Below are 16,748 nucleotides of genomic sequence, written 5' to 3'. Positions count from 1 at the left end.
CGGCGGGCAACGGCCCGCCGTCTGTGTTGGCGCCGGGTTCGCAGCGGATCAGGACGGGGTGAGAATGGGTGTCTTCAAGCGCCGAGGCGCGGAGAAACACCCTTTGCGGCCGGGCGTTTTCTGTCTTGAGACGGGTGCCTAAACCAGCTCGACATCCACCACGCCCGGAACGGCGCGCATGGCGGCGGCAAGTTGCGGGGAGATGCGATAGCGCTCGGGCAAGCCGATCTCGATTTCGCCTTGGCCGCCCTCCTTGATGACGATGAGACTCACCTGCCCCTCTCCACGGCTGCTGAGCTGGGAGGAGATGGCACCGACGGGCGCCGCGTCGCGCAGATAGACGCGCAGCGCCTTCTGCATGCGGCTGGCCTCCTCCTCCAGCGACTGGACGGTCTGGATGCGCAGGTTCACGCCCTCCGGCCTGTCTTCCGCCGAAACGGTGATGACGACCGAGTTTCCCGGCTCCAGAAGATCGCGGTACTGGGCCAACGTCTCGGAAAACAGAACGGCCTCATACTGGCCGGTGGCATCGGAAAGCTGGACGATGCCCATCTTGTTGCCGGTACGCGTCTTGCGCTCCTGCTTGGCCGTCACGGTGCCGGCCAGTCGCCCGGCGGTCGCGCCGTGCTTGACGGCGGCCTGGAAGGCAGCCCAGCTTTGCACGCGCATCTTCTCCAGCGTCGGCAGATAGTCGTCGAGCGGATGGGCGGAGAGATAGCAGCCGACGGCCTGAAACTCGCGATGCAGCTTTTCCGCCGGCAGCCACGGGTCGACGGCCGGCAGGTGCAGCTTCTGCGGTTCGAGCGCCGTCCCGAAGATGTCGCCCTGCCCCATCGCCGCATCCTCCGCCGCGCGTGCGGCCATGCCCATCAGCCGATCCACGCCGGCAAACAGCGCCGCCCGATCATGGCCGAAACAGTCGAGCGCGCCGGCGCAGATGAGGCTTTCGAGCACGCGCTTGCCGACGATGCGCGGGTCGACGCGGGCGCAGAAATCTTCCAGGCTCTCGAAAGGCTTCTCCTTGCGCTTCTCGACGATATGCTCGACCGCCGCCTCGCCCACGCCCTTGATAGCGGCCAGCGAATAGTAGATGCGGTTCTCGCCCACCTCGAAATCGCGAAAGCTCGTCATCACCGAGGGCGACACCACCTCGATGCCGAGCCGCATGGCATCGCGGCGGAAGTCGTTGAGCTTGTCGGTGTTGGCCATGTCGTAGGTCATGGACGCGGCCAGAAACTCCACCGGGTAATGCGCCTTCAGATAGGCCGTCTGATAGGAGACCACGGCATAGGCCGCGGCATGCGACTTGTTGAACCCGTAGTCGGCAAACTTGGCCAGAAGGTCGAAGATGAAATCGGCCTGCGGCTTCTGCAGCCCGCGCTCCACCGCGCCCTCCACGAAGCGCACGCGCTGCTTGTCCATCTCGGAGCGGATCTTCTTGCCCATGGCGCGGCGCAGAAGATCGGCTTCGCCGAGCGTATAGCCGGAAAGCTCCTGGGCGATCTGCATCACCTGCTCCTGATAGACGATGACGCCCTGGGTCTCCTTCAGCAGGTGGTCGATCTTGGGATGGATGGAGGCGATTTCCTCCTGCCCGTGCTTGCGGGCGTTGTAGGTGGGGATGTTCTCCATCGGGCCGGGGCGGTAGAGCGCCACCAGGGCGATGATGTCCTCGATGCGGTCGGGCTGCATGCCGATCAGCGCCTTGCGCATGCCCGCGCTTTCCACCTGAAAGATGCCCACCGTCTCGCCGCGCGACAGCATCGCATAGGTTTCAGGGTCGTCGTAAGGGATGCTCGAAAGGTCGATCTCGATGCCGCGGCGGCGGATGAGCTGCACCGCCTTCTCCAGCACGGTCAGCGTCTTCAGGCCGAGAAAGTCGAACTTCACCAGACCGGCCTGTTCCACCCATTTCATGTTGAACTGGGTGACTGGCATATCCGAGCGCGGATCGCGATACATGGGCACCAGCTCGGACAGCGGCCGGTCGCCGATGACGATGCCCGCCGCATGGGTCGAGGCGTGCCTGTAGAGCCCTTCGAGCTTCTGGGCGATTTCCAGAAGCTGCCCGACGATCGGTTCCTTCTCCACCTCCTCGGCAAAGCGCGGCTCGTCCTCGATGGCCTTCTTCAGCGGTGTCGGGTTGGCCGGATTGGAGGGCACCATCTTGCACAGGCGGTCCACCTGCCCATAGGGCATCTGCAGCACGCGGCCGACATCGCGCAGCACGGCGCGCGCCTGCAACGTTCCGAAGGTGATGATCTGCGCCACCTGGTCGCGGCCATATTTCTCCTGGACGTAGCGGATCACCTCATCGCGCCGCTCCTGGCAGAAGTCGATGTCGAAATCCGGCATCGAGACGCGATCCGGGTTCAGGAAACGCTCGAACAGCAGCGAAAAGCGCAGCGGGTCGATGTCGGTGATGGTCAGCGCATAGGCCACCAGCGAGCCCGCGCCCGATCCGCGCCCGGGCCCCACGGGAATGTCGTGCGCCTTGGCCCATTTGATGAAGTCGGCAACGATCAGGAAGTAGCCGGGGAACTTCATGCGCTCGATGATGCCAAGCTCGTGTTCCAGGCGCGCGACGTAGTCCTCGCGGCTGTGCCCCTTCGCAGGTCCCTGAGTGGCCAGCCGCTTCTCAAGCCCTTCGTGGGCCTGCCGGCGCAGCTCCTGCGCCTCCGCCGTTTCCGCGGCCTCCGCGTCCTGCGCGCTGCCAGTGAAACGCGGCAGGATGGGCTTACGGGTCTTCGGATAGTAGGAGCAGCGCAGCGCGATTTCGACCGTGTTGTCGATGGCTTCCGGCAGGTCGTCGAAAAGCGCCGCCATCTCGGCCTGCGACCGAAGGTAATTGTCGGGCGTGAGCCGGCGACGGTCGTCCATGGCGATGACCGCGCCTTCCGCAATGGCGATCAGCGCGTCATGGGCATCGAAGTCCTCGCGCGCGGGAAAGAAGGCTTCATTGGTCGCCACCAGCGGCAGATCGTGGCGATAGGCGAGGTCCACCGTCGCCGCCTCCAGCGCGCGGTCGTAGCCCGCCAGACGCTCGATCTCGACATACAGACGGCTGTCGTAGATCTCCCTGAGATATTGCAGCCGCGAGGCGGCCACCTCGGGCCGGTCGGCCTTCAGGGCCGCGCCCACGGGCCCGCGCGGGCCGCCTGTCAGGCACAGGATGCCCTCGGCGAGCTCCGCAAGCCAGGCTGCGGATACGTGCGGGGCGGCACCCGCCTCGTTGTCCAGATAGGCGCGGCTGACGAGCCGCACCAGATTGGCATATCCTTCCTCCGTCGCGGCAAGGAGCACCAGCGGCTCATGCTCGGGTTGCGCCCTCCGGGCGTGGCTGCCACGGCGCGCCTCGGACAGGGCATCGGCGAAGGCCACGGCAAGCTGGCAGCCGATGATGGGCTGCACCCCCTCCTTCGCCGCCTTCTGGGCAAACTCCAGCGCGCCGAACAGATTGTTGGTGTCGGTGACGGCAATGGCCGGCGCCTCGTCCGCTACGGCATGGCCGATGATCCTGGAAAGCGGCAGCGCGCCCTCCAGCAGGGAATAGGCCGAATGCACCCGCAGGTGAATGAAGGGCCGCGCAGGGCGTGTCTTCCGGCGCGCCATTTCTTTCTTCAGCGGGTCATGCGATGGCCTGTCGCTTGCCATGTCGGTTCCCGGGCTTTCGGACTCAGTGCGTATCGCACCCATTGTTCAGGATCGAGCCTGACGGGTCGAGTCTGCCGGAACCTTGGCCACAGGAGTCTGCCCGTGCAGGCCCGACAGGCACCGGAAATCGCCCGGCGCCGGCCGCGTCAGCCGATCCGCAACGAGTCGTCGTCAAGCTCCTCGCCGCCACGTACCTTGCGGAACATGGCCACGAGATCGTCCACATCCATACTGCTGCGCCGCTCGCCCGTGATGTCGAGCACGATGCGGCCTTCATGGAGCATGACAGTGCGCGTGCCGAGGTCCAGCGCCTGCCGCATGGAGTGAGTCACCATCAGCGTCGTCAGTCCGTGGGCCTTCACCAGCCGCTGCGTGAGCTCGACCACGAACTCCGCCATGCCGGGGTCGAGGGCCGCCGTGTGCTCGTCAAGCAGCAGGACCTCCGCGCCGGCGAGCGTGGCCATGACGAGCGCCAGCGCCTGGCGCTGCCCGCCCGACAGCAGGCCCATGCGGTCGCCCATACGGTCTTCGAGGTTAAGGCCGAGCTCGGCCACCCGCTCGCGCAGCAGTGCCCGGCGACCGGCGTTGAGGGCGGAAGCAAGGCCCCGCCTTGCACCGCGCATTGCCGCCAGCGCCAGGTTTTCCTCGATGGAAAGCGCAGCACAGGAGCCGGCGAGCGGGTCCTGAAAGACGCGCGCTACCCGCGCCGCACGCCTTGCCGGCGCCTGACGCGTGACGTCACGCCCACCGATTTCGATCCGCCCGCGCTCCACCGCGACGTCACCGGCGATCGCCGCCAGCAGGGTCGACTTGCCAGCACCATTGGAACCGATCACCGTGGCGAACTCGCCTTCCTGGAGCGTCAGGTCGATGCCGTTGACGGCGCGCCGCTCGAGCGGCGTGCCGGGATTGAAGGTGACGTGCAGATCCTGGACGGAGATCATTGGACAGCCTTTCTGCGCGCCCGCAGCTTCGGCAGGATCAGCGCCAGCGTTACCAGAACGGCGGTGACAAGGTTCAGATCGGAAGCCTTGAGGAAGAGCAGGTCTGCCGAAAGCGCAAGCTGCACGGCGATGCGGTAGACGACGGAGCCGATGACGACGGACAGAAGCGCCACCAGCATGATGCGGGTACGAAACAGCGTTTCACCGACGATCACCGCCGCCAGGCCCACCACGATGGTGCCCACGCCGGACGTCACATCGGCAAAGCCGGCGATCTGGGCGAACAGGGCGCCGCCCAGCCCGGTCAGCGCATTGGAAAGCGCCATACCGCAATAGATCTGCCGGCCGACATTCACGCCATTGGCCTGTGCCATGCGGGCATTGGCGCCGGCCGCGCGCATGGCCAGGCCGAAATCGCTGGCCAGGAAACGGGCCAGGAGCAGCACCGTTGCCAACACGAGAACGGCAAGCACAGCCGGCCGCACGAGGTGGTCCGGCAGCCCCAGGTCGTAGAAGGGTGTTACCACCGTCTCGCGGTTCAGCACGGCCATGTTTGGCCGCCCCATGATGCGCAGATTGACGGAAAACAGCGCGATCATGGTCAAGATCGAGGCAAGCAGGTTCAATATGCCGAAGCGGACATTCAGAAACGCCGTCACGAGCCCGCACAGCGCACCGCCCACGGCGGCAAGCAGACAGGCAAGCCACGGGTCCCAGCCGGCGGTGATGGCCACCGCCGCGGCCGCCGCCCCCAGCGGAAAGGAGCCATCGACCGTAAGATCTGGAAAATCGAGCACACGGAAGGCCAGAAAGACGCCGAGCGCCACAAAGCCGTAGATCAGTCCGAGCTCGACGGCGCCCCAGAAAGCGATGGCAGACATTGTATCGAAACGCTCCGCGGTGAATCCTTCACGATTGCGCCCTCCGGTGGCGCGAAGCGGGGTGAAGTGCAAGGAAAAAATTGGAAGGCGAAGGCAATCGGGATGAAAAGTCCGGGCTTCCGGCCGCGCCGGCAGGACGGCGGGGCCCTGCTTGCGCGAGGGCCCCGGCCTCAATCTTCTACTCGATCACCTTCGAAGCGCGCTCCACCAAGCCCTCGGGCAGCGTCACGCCCATGGCCTCGGCAGCCTTGCGGTTGACCACCAGATCCGTGCCGCTGGCAAAGGTGACGGGAATGTCACCCGGCGCCTCGCCCTTCAGCACGCGCACCACGACGTCGGCCGTCTGCCTGCCGAGCTGATAGTAGTCGAAGCCGATGGAGGCGAGCGTGCCGCGCTCCACCGAATCCGTGTCGCCGGAGACCAGCGGCAGGTCGTTCTCTTCCGCAACGGAAATCAGGGCCTCCAGGGCGGAGACCACGGTGTTGTCGGTGGGCACGTACATGGCATCGGCCTTGCCGACCAGGCTGCGCCCTGCGGCCTGCACGTCGGCCGACTTGTTGGCGGCCGCCTCGACCACCGAAAGTCCTGCCTCCTCGGCCGCGTTGCGGAAATGCTCGAGGAGAGCCACGGAGTTCGCCTCGCCCGGATTGTAGACGAAACCGACGCTCTTCGCCGAGGGCGCCAGTTCCATGATGAGCGCCACATGGTCGGCAACGGGCGTCAGATCCGACACACCGGTGACGTTGCCGCCCGGCTTCTCGTTCGATTCCACCAGGCCCGCGGCCAGCGGGTCGGTCACGGCCGAGAAAACCACCGGGATGTCGCGCGTGGCCGCTGCCACCGCCTGTGCCGACGGCGTGGAAATGGGCACGATCACGTCCGGCGCGCTGCCCACGAATTCGCGGGCGATCTGCGCCGCCGTGGCCGGGTTGCCCTGCGCGGACTCGTAGACGAATTGCAGATTCTCGCCCTCCTTGTAGCCCGCGTCGGCCAGCCCGTCGCGCACGCCATCGCGCACCGCGTCAAGCGCCGGATGTTCGACGATGGCCGTCACGGAGACCTTGACCGTCTGGGCCGAGGCCGCCGTCGCCATGGCGAGGCCCGCCGCGGCGATGAGAAGTAGTTTTCGCATGGGTGTCTCCCTCGGTGGAAATTGCCTGAAATCCCGACAGGCGAACCGCCCCTTCGCCGCGATCCACCGGCGCCGGCAGCCGCGCTGCAATGGCCGCCAACTTTTGGCGACTTGCCGGAAGATGTCAATCTGATGAAGCTTGCCGAATTGGGATGCGGAACCAGCCCGGGCGGCAGACAGCCGCCTGGCTGTTCTAATCGTCGCGGTAGACCTTCTCGCGCCGCTCGTGGCGCTCTTGCGCCTCGATGGAAAGCGTGGCGATGGGACGGGCGTCGAGCCGCTTGAGCGAGATCGGCTCTCCCGTCTCCTCGCAATAGCCATAGGTGCCTTCGTCGAGGCGCTGCAATGCGGCGTCGATCTTCGCGATCAGCTTACGTTGCCGGTCGCGTGCGCGCAGCTCAATGGCACGGTCGGTCTCGGAGGATGCCCGATCGGCCAGGTCGGGATGGTTGGCGCTCTCGCGCTGCAGGGCCTCCAGCGTTTCGCGCGCTTCCTTCAGGATCTCGTTCTTCCACTTCAGAAGCTTGTTGCGGAAGTAGGCCCGCTGGCGCTCGTTCATGAAGGGCTCGTCCTCGGAGGGGACATAGTCGGCATCGACAATTTCGGTCATCGCTCACACCCCACTGTTGCCAGCGGCGCCTATATATGCGGGTGTGCGCGCGGCGACAAGCGCAAACCGGTTTGTGATAACACAATTGTCAGTGGTGACCGCCTATCCCGCTGACCGCCAAGGAAAAGCGCGTGAAGCGGCACGGCCGGGCATCGCGGCGGCTGCCATTTCATCGCCGCATCCCGTCGCCTATATGCTTGGGACCTTCAACGAATCGGGGACGCCCTTGCCATCGCTGACCACCCTGGCCGACGAAGCCCGTATCGCTCTCGACACCGTTGCCGACCGCGCCTCGGGCCTGTGGTCGCCGTCGGTGCGGCTCGGCGTCACCGGCCTTTCGCGCGCCGGCAAAACCGTTTTCATATCCGCGCTGGTGCACAATCTGGTGCATGGCGGCCGCCTGCCGCTGTTCGAGGCACAGTCCTCCGGCCGCATCGCCAAGGCCTATCTGGAGCACCAGCCGGACGATGCGGTGCCGCGCTTCCAGTACGAAGAGCACGTTGCCGCTCTCGTGGAGCGGCGGGTCTGGCCGGCCTCCACGCGGGCCATCTCCGAGCTTCGGCTGACGGTCGAGTACGAATCGGCCTCTGCCTGGGGGCGCATGTTCTCGCGCGGACGCCTGTCCATCGACATCGTCGACTATCCCGGCGAATGGCTGCTCGACCTGCCCCTCCTAGGAAAGAGCTATGAGACTTTCAGCCGCGAGGCGCTGGAGCTGGCCGAGCTTCCCGCGCGTAAGGAGGCTTCCGGCGCCTGGCGCGCACTTGCCGCCGGCATAGACCCGGATGCCGAAGCCGACGAGATGTTGGCGCAGCGCCTGTTCGACGGCTTCAGGGCCTATCTTGCCGCCTGCAAGGACGATTCGCGGGCGCTGTCCACACTGCCGCCCGGACGCTTCCTGATGCCCGGCGACATGGAGGGCTCGCCCGCCCTCACCTTCGCGCCGCTCATGCGCCTGCGGACCGGGCGGCCGCGCCCCGGCTCCATGCAGGCGATGATGGAGCGGCGCTACGAGGCGTACAAGACGCACGTCGTGAAACCCTTCTTCCGAGAGCACATCGCCAGGCTCGACCGGCAGATCGTGCTGGTCGATGCCATGCAGGCCATCAACGCCGGCACGGCTGCGGTGAGCGATCTGGAGCGGGCGCTGACGGAGATCCTGGCCTGTTTTCGGCCGGGTCGCGGCAATCTCCTCACCGACCTCGTGGCGCGGCGCATCGACCGCATCCTGATCGCCGCGACCAAGGCCGACCATATCCACCACGAAAGCCATGACAGGTTGCAGGCCATCGTGCGCAGGCTGGCCGACCGCGCCATCGCGCGCGCCGACTTCTCCGGCGCCACGGTGGACGTGGTGGCGATGGCCGCGGTGCGCGCCACGCGCGAGGGCACGGCCCGCCACGAGGGCGAGACGCTGCCGGTCATCATCGGCACACCGCTTGCCGGCGAGACGATCGACGGCCAGACCTTCGACGGCGAGACGGAGACCGCTGTGTTTCCGGGGGACCTTCCCGAGAATCCGACCGCCCTCCTGCGCAGGAACGCGGCAACGCCGGCACAGGGGGAGCCGACGATCCGCTTCGTGCGCTTCCGCCCGCCGAAGCTGGAGCGCACGGCGGAAGGCGTCTCGCTTTCCCTGCCGCACATCCGTCTCGACCGTGCCCTCCAGTTTCTCCTGGGAGACCAACTCGCATGAGCCGCCGCCCCGCCGCCTTTCCCGTCAGCCCCGAGGAACCGCCGCAGCGCGAGCCGCGCCAGGACAGCGCGCGCAAGCCACAGGCGGTGAAGGTGGATGCCGTCACCATAACGCCGGCAGACGCCGACGTGTTCGACGCGCTGGAGCCTGCCGCGGCTGCCCCGGGGCCCGCCACGGCGCCGCGCCGGCGCTCGCGGCTCGGCACCATCTTCATCGCGGCTTTCGGCCTGCTCGTATCCCTGGCCGTCGGGCTGTGGACCGATCGGCTCGTTCGCGACCTGTTTGCGCGCGCGGACTGGCTGGGCTGGCTGGCCCTCGGTCTGGCGGTGCTGGCCGCTTTGGCATTGCTTGCCATTCTTGTGCGTGAGTTGGCCGCCCTTGCCCGCCTCGCCTCGGTGGAGCGCCTTCGCCAGCGCGCCGAACGGGCTTATGAGAGCGACGACACGCGGGACGCGCGCGCCGTGGTCGCCCAGCTTGCCGCGCTCTTTGCCAGCCACCCCGACACGGCGGCCGGCCGGCGCGCCCTCGCGGAGCTGGAAGGCGACGTCATCGACGGCCGCGATCTGCTGAACATCGCGGAAAGGGAGCTTCTGGCCCCGCTCGACGTACGCGCGCGCAAGCTGGTGCTGGATGCGGCCAAGCGCGTGTCCGTGGTCACCGCCGTCAGCCCGCGGGCGCTCGTCGATGTCGCCTATGTGCTGTTCGAGGCAACCCGCCTCGTGCGCCGCCTCTCGGAGCTTTATTGCGGGCGGCCCGGTTTCCTGGGATTTCTGCGCCTGTCACGCAGCGTGCTCGCCCATCTCGCCGTTACCGGCTCAATGGCGGCGGGCGAGGCTTTCGTGCAGCAGCTGGTGGGGCACGGCCTCGCCGCGCGCCTTTCGGCAAAGCTCGGCGAAGGCGTGGTCAACGGCATGCTGACGGCGCGAATCGGTATCGCGGCGATGGCCGCCATCCGCCCCCTCGCCTTTCGCGCCGTGGAGCGGCCGGGCCTCGGCGACTTTCTCAAGGCGCTGACGCAATTCGCCTCGAAGGCCGGGCAGACGCCACGGAACCCAAACGAATGAGGGGCTTGCGAAAAACGCCGGCGTCGCGCAGTGTGGCGCTGGCGAAGGGGCAGTGACAAAGCGTTAACCAAAACTCTCCATGCTGGCGGTGCCTGTTCCCGCAAGCTGATGATCAGGGTTCCCATGTCTGCGATGCCGCGCAAATTCGCCCTCCTCCCCCTTGCCACCCTGCTGGCGCTCGGCGCGCTCCTGCCTGCCGCGGCCTCGGAGCGCGAGAAGCGCTTCTTCGAGCAGGTGGAAGGCAACTGGTCGGGGCCCGGCGAGATCGTCGCCGGCAAGTACAAGGGCACCAAGTTCGTCTGCAACTTTGCCGGAACGACGCCTGAGAGCAAAGTCGGCATGGCCCTCGACGGCGGCTGTCGCGTCGGCGTCTTCAACCAGGAGATGTCGGCGAGGGTGGAACGCATGGCCTCCGGCTATCGCGGCACCTTTCTCGACGGGGCGGAGGGCAAGGGGCTCGACGTGGTGGGCGGTACGGTGCGTGACGGCTATGCCGTCTTTGCCATCGAGCGCAACAAGCTCACCGGCGCCATGCGCGCCCAGATGACCGGCAAGGACACCATGAACGTCACCATTTCCGTGCACGTGCAGGAGGAGCTGGTTCCCGTCATCGGCGTCACCCTGCGGCGCCTCGACGCCCAGGCTGTGGGTGCTGTGGCCAGGGATTAGCCCCGCCGCCACCAGCTTCCCTCGGCGCTCGCGCCAACGATGCCGGAGGCATCCAGTCGGCCGAGATGCTCGGCGACGGTGAGCCCGTCGACCTCCAGATCCGGTGCGATCTCGGCCAGGGGCACCAGCACGAAGGCGCGTTCCAACATGCGCGGGTGCGGAATTTCCAGCCCGCCGATGCTGATCCGGCGGTCGCCGAAGAGCAGGATGTCGATATCGATCGGCCTTGGTCCCCAGCGCTCGCGCCGCTCGCGCTTCAGGGCGCGCTCGGTGGAGAGGCACAGCTCCAGAAGCGCCTCGGGCGCAAGGCGCGTGCGTATCTCGGCAGCGGCGTTTAGAAAGTCCGGCTGGTCCACCTTGCCCCAGGGCGGCGTGCGGTAAAGGCCGGAAACCCTGACGACCTCCACCCCCGCAGCCGCGTCCAGCAAGGCAAGCGCATCGGCCATCGCCCGTGCGGGCTCGCCGATATTGCCGCCGAGCCCCAGAAAGGCAGGCACGTCACTGGGGCCAATCAACCGTCACCTCCACATGATCGAGTACGCCGGGCACCGGCGCATTCGGCTTCCGGATGGTGATGGCGGCATGCTTGATCTGCGGGAAGCGCCGCGTCAGGGCCTTGGCCACCTCAAGCGCCAGCGCTTCGATCAGGAAACGCCGCTTGCCGGTAATGATCTCCTGGATCACCGAGAAGGCCACGCCGTAATCCACCGTGTCTTCGATCGAGTCTTCTTCCAGAGGCCGGCCGGGCTCCACGGCCAGCTCCGCATCCACATAGAAGCGCTGTCCCAGCGTCTCCTCCTCGTCGTGAACGCCATGGCGCGCGAAGAAAGCGCAGTTCTTCATCCGGATGACATACATCAAACGGCCTCCCGCTCCTTTCCGGCCGCCAGCATGGCATCGGCCATGCACAGCGCGTCCCGGTTTTCAGCCACGTCGTGAACGCGGAAGATCGCCGCGCCCTTAAGCCGCAGGAGCGCGCTGGTCGCCGCCGTCGCGACAGCCCGCCGGTCCACCTCGCGGCCGGTGTAGTGGCCGATGAACCGCTTGCGCGAGGTGCCCACGGCCAGTGGAAAGCCCAGATCCGAAAGTTCGTCGAGGCGCGCCATCAGCGCCGCGTTCTCCGCCGGCTCCTTGGCAAAGCCAAATCCGGGATCGAGCACGATCTGGGCATCCGCCACGCCAGCGGCACGGGCGATTTCGAGCGAGCGGCGCAGGAAAAGGCGCTGGTCGGCAATCACATCCGCCAGCTTCTCGCGCTCACGCCCGGTGTGCATCACGACCAGCCCCGCCCCCGTCGCCGCCGCCATCTCCGCAATGGCCGAATCCCGCTGGAGGCCCCAAACATCGTTGACGATGTGCGCGCCGGCTTCCACGGCGCGGCGGGCCGTTGCGGCGCGATAGGTGTCGATGGAAATCAGCGCGTCGCCATGCGCGGCCAGCGCTTCGATGACGGGCAGAACCCTCTCCTGCTCCTCGGCCTCACCCACGGGCTCGGCACCGGGGCGCGTGGATTCCCCGCCCACGTCGATGATCGCGGCGCCCTCAGCCAGCATGGCCTCGGCGCGGGCCAGCGCGCTTTCCACCGCCACGTAGCGGCCGCCATCGGAAAAGCTGTCGGGAGTGACGTTCAGCACGCCCATGATGCGCGCCTGCGGCCCGAGCTCCAGGCTGCGCCCATGGGCAAGCTGCCAATGCCGCGTTTCGATCATCGTCTCAGGATCCCGTCTGCGCTCCAAGGCCCGTCTTGTCGGATGCCCGTGCGGCAAAATCAATCGCCATTCGCGTGGACCGGACGATTCGCGGCCGGCGATGCGCAGCTTTTCGTTGCGCCTCCACCACAGTTGGCGCAATGTGCCGGGCGGAGGTTCCCATGTCACGCATTCTCCTTGTCCTCCTCCTGCTTTCTTCCGCGGCCGTGCCTCAGGCCGGTGCTGCCACCCTTTCCAAGAGCTACAGCTACTTCTCCATCGGCGGGCTGACCCTGCCCGAGATCGAGCGCCAGCTCGAAAAGCGCGGCCCCAAACTGAAGAGCACCGGACAAAGACACCCGGGAGCCACCAATATGGCCTTCACCACCCAGGTGGACTATGCCGACTCCGGCACGCATTGCCGCATCGCCGACGCCCGCGTCCTCGTCAAGGCAGAAGTCATACTGCCCAGGTGGCGCATGTACCGGCGTGCCGAGAAGGAGGTGCGTCTCATTTGGGACACGCTCGCCCGCGACATCAAGCGCCATGAGGAAAGCCATCTGAGCATCGCCAAGAACCATGGGCGCCGGCTTGAAGACCGGCTGAAGGCGCTGCCGCGGCGCAGAAGCTGCGCGGTACTGGCAGCGGAGGTGGAAAAGACGACGGCGCGTGTGCTGGCCGAGCACGATGCCGCGCAGGAGCATTTCGACCGTGTCGAGAGCATCAATTTCGAGAGCCGTTTCCTGCGGCTCCTGCGCTACCGGCTGGAGCAGATCGAGGCGGGCAGGCTGCCGGACTACCGATAGGGCCGCGGACGCGGCAGACCGCGGAAGCCACCTTCCCGCCCGGGCACTGGTTCAGCGTGTGACGCCCAGCTTCCTCTGCAGGCTGGTGGAGGACGTGGTGTACTGAAAGACCACCTTCTCGTGCGGATGCACGATGCGCTTTGCCGCCTGCGCCATCAGCGCGGCCTCATGGAAGCCCGAAAGGATGAGCTTCAGCTTGCCGGGATAGTGGTTGATGTCGCCGATGGCAAAGATGCCAGGCTGCGAGGTCTCGAACCTCTCGGTGTCCACGGGGATCAGGTTCTCGTCGAGATTGAGCCCCCAGTCGGCGATGGGGCCGAGCTTCATCGTCAGCCCGAAGAAGGGAAGAAGCCGCGTGCAGGCGACCTCGAAATCTCCCTCGGGGCCCTTCACCACGGCGCCTCTCAGAATGCCGTCCTCCCCTTCCAGGGCCTTTACCTGGCCGATGCGGAAGTCGAGCTTCCCGGCTTCCTTGAGTGCCAGCATCCTGTTGACGCTGTCGGGGGCGGCGCGGAACTCGGCGCGGCGATGAACGAGCGTCAGGCGGTGCGCCAGCGGCTGCAGGTTGAGCGTCCAGTCGAGCGCCGAGTCGCCGCCGCCGACGATCAGAAGGTCCTCGCCGCGAAAGTCCTCCATGCGCCGAACGGCATAGAAGACGCTCTTGCCCTCATAGGCTTCGATGCCGGGGATGGGCGGGCGCTTGGGCTGGAACGAGCCGCCGCCGGCGGCGATCACCACCACCTTGGCCTCGAAGACCTCGCCCTCATCCGTGGTTGCCCGAAAGCCGCCCTCCGGCAGGCGTTCGAGGCCGGCAACCATACGATTGAAGGTGAACTGCGGCTCGAAGGGTCGGATCTGCTCCATCAGCCGGTCGACCAGCTCCTGGCCGGAGATGACGGGCCAGGCGGGGATGTCGTAGATCGGCTTTTCGGGATAGAGCTCGGTGCACTGGCCGCCGGGGCGGTCGAGAATGTCGATCAGATGGCATTTGAGGTCGAGCAGGCCGAGCTCGAAGACGGCGAACAGGCCCACGGGGCCCGCCCCGACGATGAGCACGTCCGTCCTGATCGCTTCCTTCACGGCCACCTCACCTTCCACCCTCGCATTGCCGGCCGGGCAAGGCGGCAGCCCTTGCAGCCCCTAGCCCTGGCGCTCGGGCACACGCACCACCAGCCCGTCGAGATCCTCGCGCACCCTGATCTGGCAGGACAGGCGCGAATTGGGCCGCACATCATAGGCGAAGTCGAGCATATCTTCCTCCATCGCCTCCGGTTGGCCCACGGCATCCATCCATTCCTCGTCCACATAGACGTGGCAGGTGGCGCAGGCGCAGGCGCCGCCGCATTCGGCCTCGATGCCCGGCACACCATGGCGCACGGCATTCTCCATCACCGTGGAGCCGTCTTCCGCCTCCACCTCGAATGTCGCACCGTCCGGGGCGATGTAGGTCAGTTTTGTCATTCGGCTTTCCTGCTGGGAATCCTTACCGCCGGCTGGCGACGCGGAAAACTCTTGCTCCCGCCGAGATAATGACTGCGCGCGACGTGTCAACCGAATGACGCGCAGCGGCTCCTAGCGGGCGATCATTCCGGCCACCTGTGCCCGCGTGCGCGCGATGAGAAGCACAAGGCACGCTGCCAGCGCCTCGTCCTGCGGCGCGGCCTCCAGCCGGGCGGCGCAGTCGGCCAGCACGAAGGCGCCGACGGCCCGCCCGGTGCCGACAAGACTGTGCGCGATCTCGCGCCGCTTGCCGGCGTCGGCGCCGGCAAGCGCTTGAGCGGCATGCGCCACCTGGGCGACGAACAGCTCCAGCACCTCGCGCTCCAGCGCCGCATCGCCGCCGGCCTGCCTGGCAAGGTGTGCACGGTCGATCAATGGCTGTCCCGCCATATCCCTGCCGTCTTCATGCGGTTTGCAGGCGTGCATGTCTCCTCCCCGTTTTCTCCTGCCCCGGCGAATAGGCGAGGCGCGTGCACAAGATGTTAATGCCGGCCCGACAATGCTTACAATCGGGCCAGCCCAGCGTTAACCTTATGTTTAAACTTGTAGGCATTGGCCCAAAAACGTGTTTCCATCGCATCGGCGTGTCATTACGATACGATTGGCGCGATGTGGGGGCATGTGGGCCGCGTGAACCCGGGTTTGCAACGGCCCAAAAGAGTACAGGTGACGGCGTATGGCGCGGAATACAGCAGCAAAGGCTGACGAGGACAGCTTCGTGAAGGAGCTCGAGGCAGCGCTCGAGCTCGACGCGGAACAGTTCAAGGCCGCCGACGGCGATCTCGACATCGCCGCCTCCATGGAAGAGTTGGAAGCGCAGATTTCGCTTGCCGCCGAGGAGTTGGCGCGCGAGGGAAACGGGGAGAACGGTGCCGCCGGCGTCGAGAAGGCGCAGCCCGCCGTGGCGTCCCGGCGCGACAATGACCACCCGGCCCACAGCGGGCCGGAACACGCCGCGCCTGCCCCACGTGCCAAGGAGGCGGCCGACGAGGCGCGCGGGCGCGACACGGCGGCCCGCGAGACGGCGCGCAAGCCGCAGCCCGACCAGGATCAGGAGACACTGCGTCCCGTCACGCCGCAGCCAGCCTCCAGCGCCCCGCCCTTCGCGCCTGCGAACGACGACCGACAGGACGCCGCTGCCAGCCTGCGACAGCGCTTCCAGCGGCCTGCCCCGCGCACCATCTACTGGCTTGTCGCTGCCCTTTCCCTTCTGTGGATCGGCGGTGCAGCCGTGCTCGGCAACATCCTCTATGGACCCTCCATCTGGGAAATCCGCTCGGTCGGCGGACTCCTCGCCTCGCCGCAGGCCATCGGCCTGGTGGTCGGCGCCCTGGTGCCGGTCATCCTCTTCTGGGGCTTCGCGGTGATGATCCGCCGCGCTCAGGAGATGCGCCTTGCCGCGCAGCAGATGGCGGATGTCGCCGCTCGCCTGCTGGAGCCGGAAAATCTGGCGCAGGAAAGGGTGATGAAGGTGGGACAGGCCGTGCGCCGCGAAGTGCAGGCCATGGGCGACGGCATCGAACGCACCCTGGCGCGCGCCGTCGAGCTGGAAACCCTGGTGCACACGGAAGTGAACGAGCTGGAACGTGCCTATTCGGAGAACGAGGCGCGCATCCGGCTGCTCGTCGACAGCCTGGGCAGCGAGCGCGAGGGCATCGTCAGCCATGCCGAGCGCGTGCGCGCCTCCATCACCGGCGCCCACGAAATCCTCAAGGAGGAGCTGGATTCGGCCGGCGAGCAGATCCGCCTCAGCGTCGACAGCGCGGCACAGCGGCTCACCCAGTCGCTCGGTCAGGCGGGCGAAAGCCTGGTCGAACGCATCAGCAGCACGGGCACCTCCATCTACACCGCAATGGACGAGCGCGCCGACACGCTGGCCAGGCACATCACCTCCGCTGGCGACAACCTCTCCTTGCTGCTCGACAGCCGCATCGAGGCGCTCGGCACCTCGGCGGAGGAATTCATCCGCCGCATGGAGACCTCCAGCGAAACGGTCACCCGCGCGCTCAACGAGCGCTCCGAGACGCTTGCCCAGCGCATCGCGCAATCGGGCGACAACCTCTCCTCCCTGCTCGACAGCCGCATCGAGGCGCTGGGCACCTCG

Annotated in this window: 15 protein-coding genes and 1 pseudogene; 5 read left to right on the top strand and 11 right to left on the bottom strand. The window is 66.9% G+C overall.

All coding sequences use genetic code 11. The features are described 5' to 3' along the window. Nucleotides 1-138: 138 nt before the first annotated feature. From dnaE to dksA, 5 genes are all read right to left on the bottom strand, one after another. Nucleotides 139-3,612, bottom strand: coding sequence for a DNA polymerase III subunit alpha (gene dnaE, locus NYR58_RS08860; protein ID WP_261520178.1), 3,474 nt, complete (start codon nucleotides 3,610-3,612; stop codon nucleotides 139-141). Nucleotides 3,613-3,800: 188 nt separating this feature from the next. Further along, nucleotides 3,801-4,598 (bottom strand): ABC transporter ATP-binding protein, encoded by a 798-nt coding sequence (locus tag NYR58_RS08855; RefSeq protein WP_261520177.1) that lies wholly within the window; start codon nucleotides 4,596-4,598, stop codon nucleotides 3,801-3,803. Next, the gene (locus NYR58_RS08850; RefSeq protein WP_261520176.1) at nucleotides 4,595-5,479 is read right to left on the bottom strand and encodes an ABC transporter permease; all 885 of its coding nucleotides are present in this window, start codon (nucleotides 5,477-5,479) and stop codon (nucleotides 4,595-4,597) included. The genes NYR58_RS08855 and NYR58_RS08850 overlap by 4 nt, the downstream gene beginning before the upstream one ends. Nucleotides 5,480-5,657: 178 nt before the next feature. Next, nucleotides 5,658-6,611, bottom strand: a complete 954-nt coding sequence (locus NYR58_RS08845) for an ABC transporter substrate-binding protein (protein ID WP_261520175.1) — start codon at nucleotides 6,609-6,611, stop codon at nucleotides 5,658-5,660. Between the two features lie 193 nt (nucleotides 6,612-6,804). Further along, complete coding sequence (gene dksA, locus NYR58_RS08840) at nucleotides 6,805-7,221, bottom strand: RNA polymerase-binding protein DksA (RefSeq protein ID WP_261520174.1); 417 nt, start codon at nucleotides 7,219-7,221, stop codon at nucleotides 6,805-6,807. A gap of 226 nt (nucleotides 7,222-7,447) precedes the next feature. Here dksA and NYR58_RS08835 point away from each other — a divergent pair, with 226 nt between their 5' ends. The 3 genes from NYR58_RS08835 to NYR58_RS08825 all read left to right on the top strand — a co-directional run bounded on the left by NYR58_RS08835 (nucleotide 7,448) and on the right by NYR58_RS08825 (nucleotide 10,650). Next, a complete protein-coding gene (locus NYR58_RS08835; RefSeq protein ID WP_261520173.1) occupies nucleotides 7,448-8,917 on the top strand; it encodes a YcjX family GTP-binding protein in 1,470 nt (489 codons plus the stop codon). Then, nucleotides 8,914-9,981 (top strand): YcjF family protein, encoded by a 1,068-nt coding sequence (locus NYR58_RS08830; RefSeq protein ID WP_261520172.1) that lies wholly within the window; start codon nucleotides 8,914-8,916, stop codon nucleotides 9,979-9,981. The genes NYR58_RS08835 and NYR58_RS08830 overlap by 4 nt, the downstream gene beginning before the upstream one ends. Before the next feature lie 132 nt (nucleotides 9,982-10,113). After that, a complete protein-coding gene (locus NYR58_RS08825) occupies nucleotides 10,114-10,650 on the top strand; it encodes a hypothetical protein (protein ID WP_261520220.1) in 537 nt (178 codons plus the stop codon). On the opposite strand, the gene folK is transcribed toward NYR58_RS08825, so the two are convergent. Genes folK through folP form a run of 3 tightly spaced genes read right to left on the bottom strand, consistent with a single transcriptional unit; the run spans nucleotide 10,647 to nucleotide 12,359 of the window. Further along, nucleotides 10,647-11,165, bottom strand: coding sequence for a 2-amino-4-hydroxy-6-hydroxymethyldihydropteridine diphosphokinase (folK, locus tag NYR58_RS08820; RefSeq protein ID WP_261520171.1), 519 nt, complete (start codon nucleotides 11,163-11,165; stop codon nucleotides 10,647-10,649). The two genes, NYR58_RS08825 and folK, sit on opposite strands and share 4 nt — an antisense overlap. Further along, nucleotides 11,149-11,508, bottom strand: a complete 360-nt coding sequence (folB, locus tag NYR58_RS08815) for a dihydroneopterin aldolase (RefSeq protein ID WP_261520170.1) — start codon at nucleotides 11,506-11,508, stop codon at nucleotides 11,149-11,151. Before folB ends, folK begins: the two co-directional genes overlap by 17 nt. Beyond that, nucleotides 11,508-12,359: a dihydropteroate synthase gene (gene folP / locus NYR58_RS08810; RefSeq protein ID WP_261520169.1), complete on the bottom strand. Its 852-nt coding sequence runs from the start codon at nucleotides 12,357-12,359 to the stop codon at nucleotides 11,508-11,510. The genes folB and folP overlap by 1 nt, the downstream gene beginning before the upstream one ends. 161 nt (nucleotides 12,360-12,520) lie before the next feature. On the opposite strand from folP, the gene NYR58_RS08805 reads away from it, so the two are divergent. After that, the gene (locus tag NYR58_RS08805; RefSeq protein ID WP_261520168.1) at nucleotides 12,521-13,144 is read left to right on the top strand and encodes a DUF922 domain-containing Zn-dependent protease; all 624 of its coding nucleotides are present in this window, start codon (nucleotides 12,521-12,523) and stop codon (nucleotides 13,142-13,144) included. 51 nt (nucleotides 13,145-13,195) lie between these two features. Here NYR58_RS08805 and NYR58_RS08800 read toward each other — a convergent pair whose 3' ends face one another. From NYR58_RS08800 to NYR58_RS08790, 3 genes are all read right to left on the bottom strand, one after another. Beyond that, nucleotides 13,196-14,224, bottom strand: a complete 1,029-nt coding sequence (locus NYR58_RS08800) for an NAD(P)/FAD-dependent oxidoreductase (RefSeq protein WP_261520167.1) — start codon at nucleotides 14,222-14,224, stop codon at nucleotides 13,196-13,198. A 60-nt stretch (nucleotides 14,225-14,284) separates the two neighbouring features. Further along, nucleotides 14,285-14,605, bottom strand: a complete 321-nt coding sequence (locus tag NYR58_RS08795) for a (2Fe-2S)-binding protein (RefSeq protein ID WP_261520166.1) — start codon at nucleotides 14,603-14,605, stop codon at nucleotides 14,285-14,287. Between the two features lie 111 nt (nucleotides 14,606-14,716). Then, nucleotides 14,717-15,070, bottom strand: a complete 354-nt coding sequence (locus NYR58_RS08790; protein ID WP_261520165.1) for a histidine kinase — start codon at nucleotides 15,068-15,070, stop codon at nucleotides 14,717-14,719. Between the two features lie 250 nt (nucleotides 15,071-15,320). On the opposite strand from NYR58_RS08790, the pseudogene NYR58_RS08785 reads away from it, so the two are divergent. Beyond that, a pseudogene (locus NYR58_RS08785) lies at nucleotides 15,321-16,748 on the top strand (hypothetical protein); the annotation flags it as partial.

The organism is Chelativorans intermedius, assembly GCF_025398255.1.
Classification (GTDB): domain Bacteria; phylum Pseudomonadota; class Alphaproteobacteria; order Rhizobiales; family Rhizobiaceae; genus Chelativorans; species Chelativorans intermedius.
Note: the sequence above shows the minus strand (reverse complement) of the source record. Positions and strands in the feature narration are given on the sequence as shown.

What these genes read in the sequence shown, in the direction of transcription:
- dnaE (WP_261520178.1), bottom strand. Translation starts at nt 3,612, where the DNA reads ATGGCGCGCCGGAAGACACGCCCTGCGCGGCCCTTCATTCACCTGCGG.
- NYR58_RS08855 (WP_261520177.1), bottom strand. Translation starts at nt 4,598, where the DNA reads ATGATCTCCGTCCAGGATCTGCACGTCACCTTCAATCCCGGCACGCCG.
- NYR58_RS08845 (WP_261520175.1), bottom strand. Translation starts at nt 6,611, where the DNA reads ATGCGAAAACTACTTCTCATCGCCGCGGCGGGCCTCGCCATGGCGACG.
- folB (WP_261520170.1), bottom strand. Translation starts at nt 11,508, where the DNA reads ATGTATGTCATCCGGATGAAGAACTGCGCTTTCTTCGCGCGCCATGGC.
- folP (WP_261520169.1), bottom strand. Translation starts at nt 12,359, where the DNA reads ATGATCGAAACGCGGCATTGGCAGCTTGCCCATGGGCGCAGCCTGGAG.
- NYR58_RS08825 (WP_261520220.1), top strand. Translation starts at nt 10,114, where the DNA reads ATGCCGCGCAAATTCGCCCTCCTCCCCCTTGCCACCCTGCTGGCGCTC.
- NYR58_RS08805 (WP_261520168.1), top strand. Translation starts at nt 12,521, where the DNA reads ATGTCACGCATTCTCCTTGTCCTCCTCCTGCTTTCTTCCGCGGCCGTG.
- NYR58_RS08830 (WP_261520172.1), top strand. Translation starts at nt 8,914, where the DNA reads ATGAGCCGCCGCCCCGCCGCCTTTCCCGTCAGCCCCGAGGAACCGCCG.
- NYR58_RS08795 (WP_261520166.1), bottom strand. Translation starts at nt 14,605, where the DNA reads ATGACAAAACTGACCTACATCGCCCCGGACGGTGCGACATTCGAGGTG.
- NYR58_RS08850 (WP_261520176.1), bottom strand. Translation starts at nt 5,479, where the DNA reads ATGTCTGCCATCGCTTTCTGGGGCGCCGTCGAGCTCGGACTGATCTAC.
- dksA (WP_261520174.1), bottom strand. Translation starts at nt 7,221, where the DNA reads ATGACCGAAATTGTCGATGCCGACTATGTCCCCTCCGAGGACGAGCCC.
- NYR58_RS08790 (WP_261520165.1), bottom strand. Translation starts at nt 15,070, where the DNA reads ATGCACGCCTGCAAACCGCATGAAGACGGCAGGGATATGGCGGGACAG.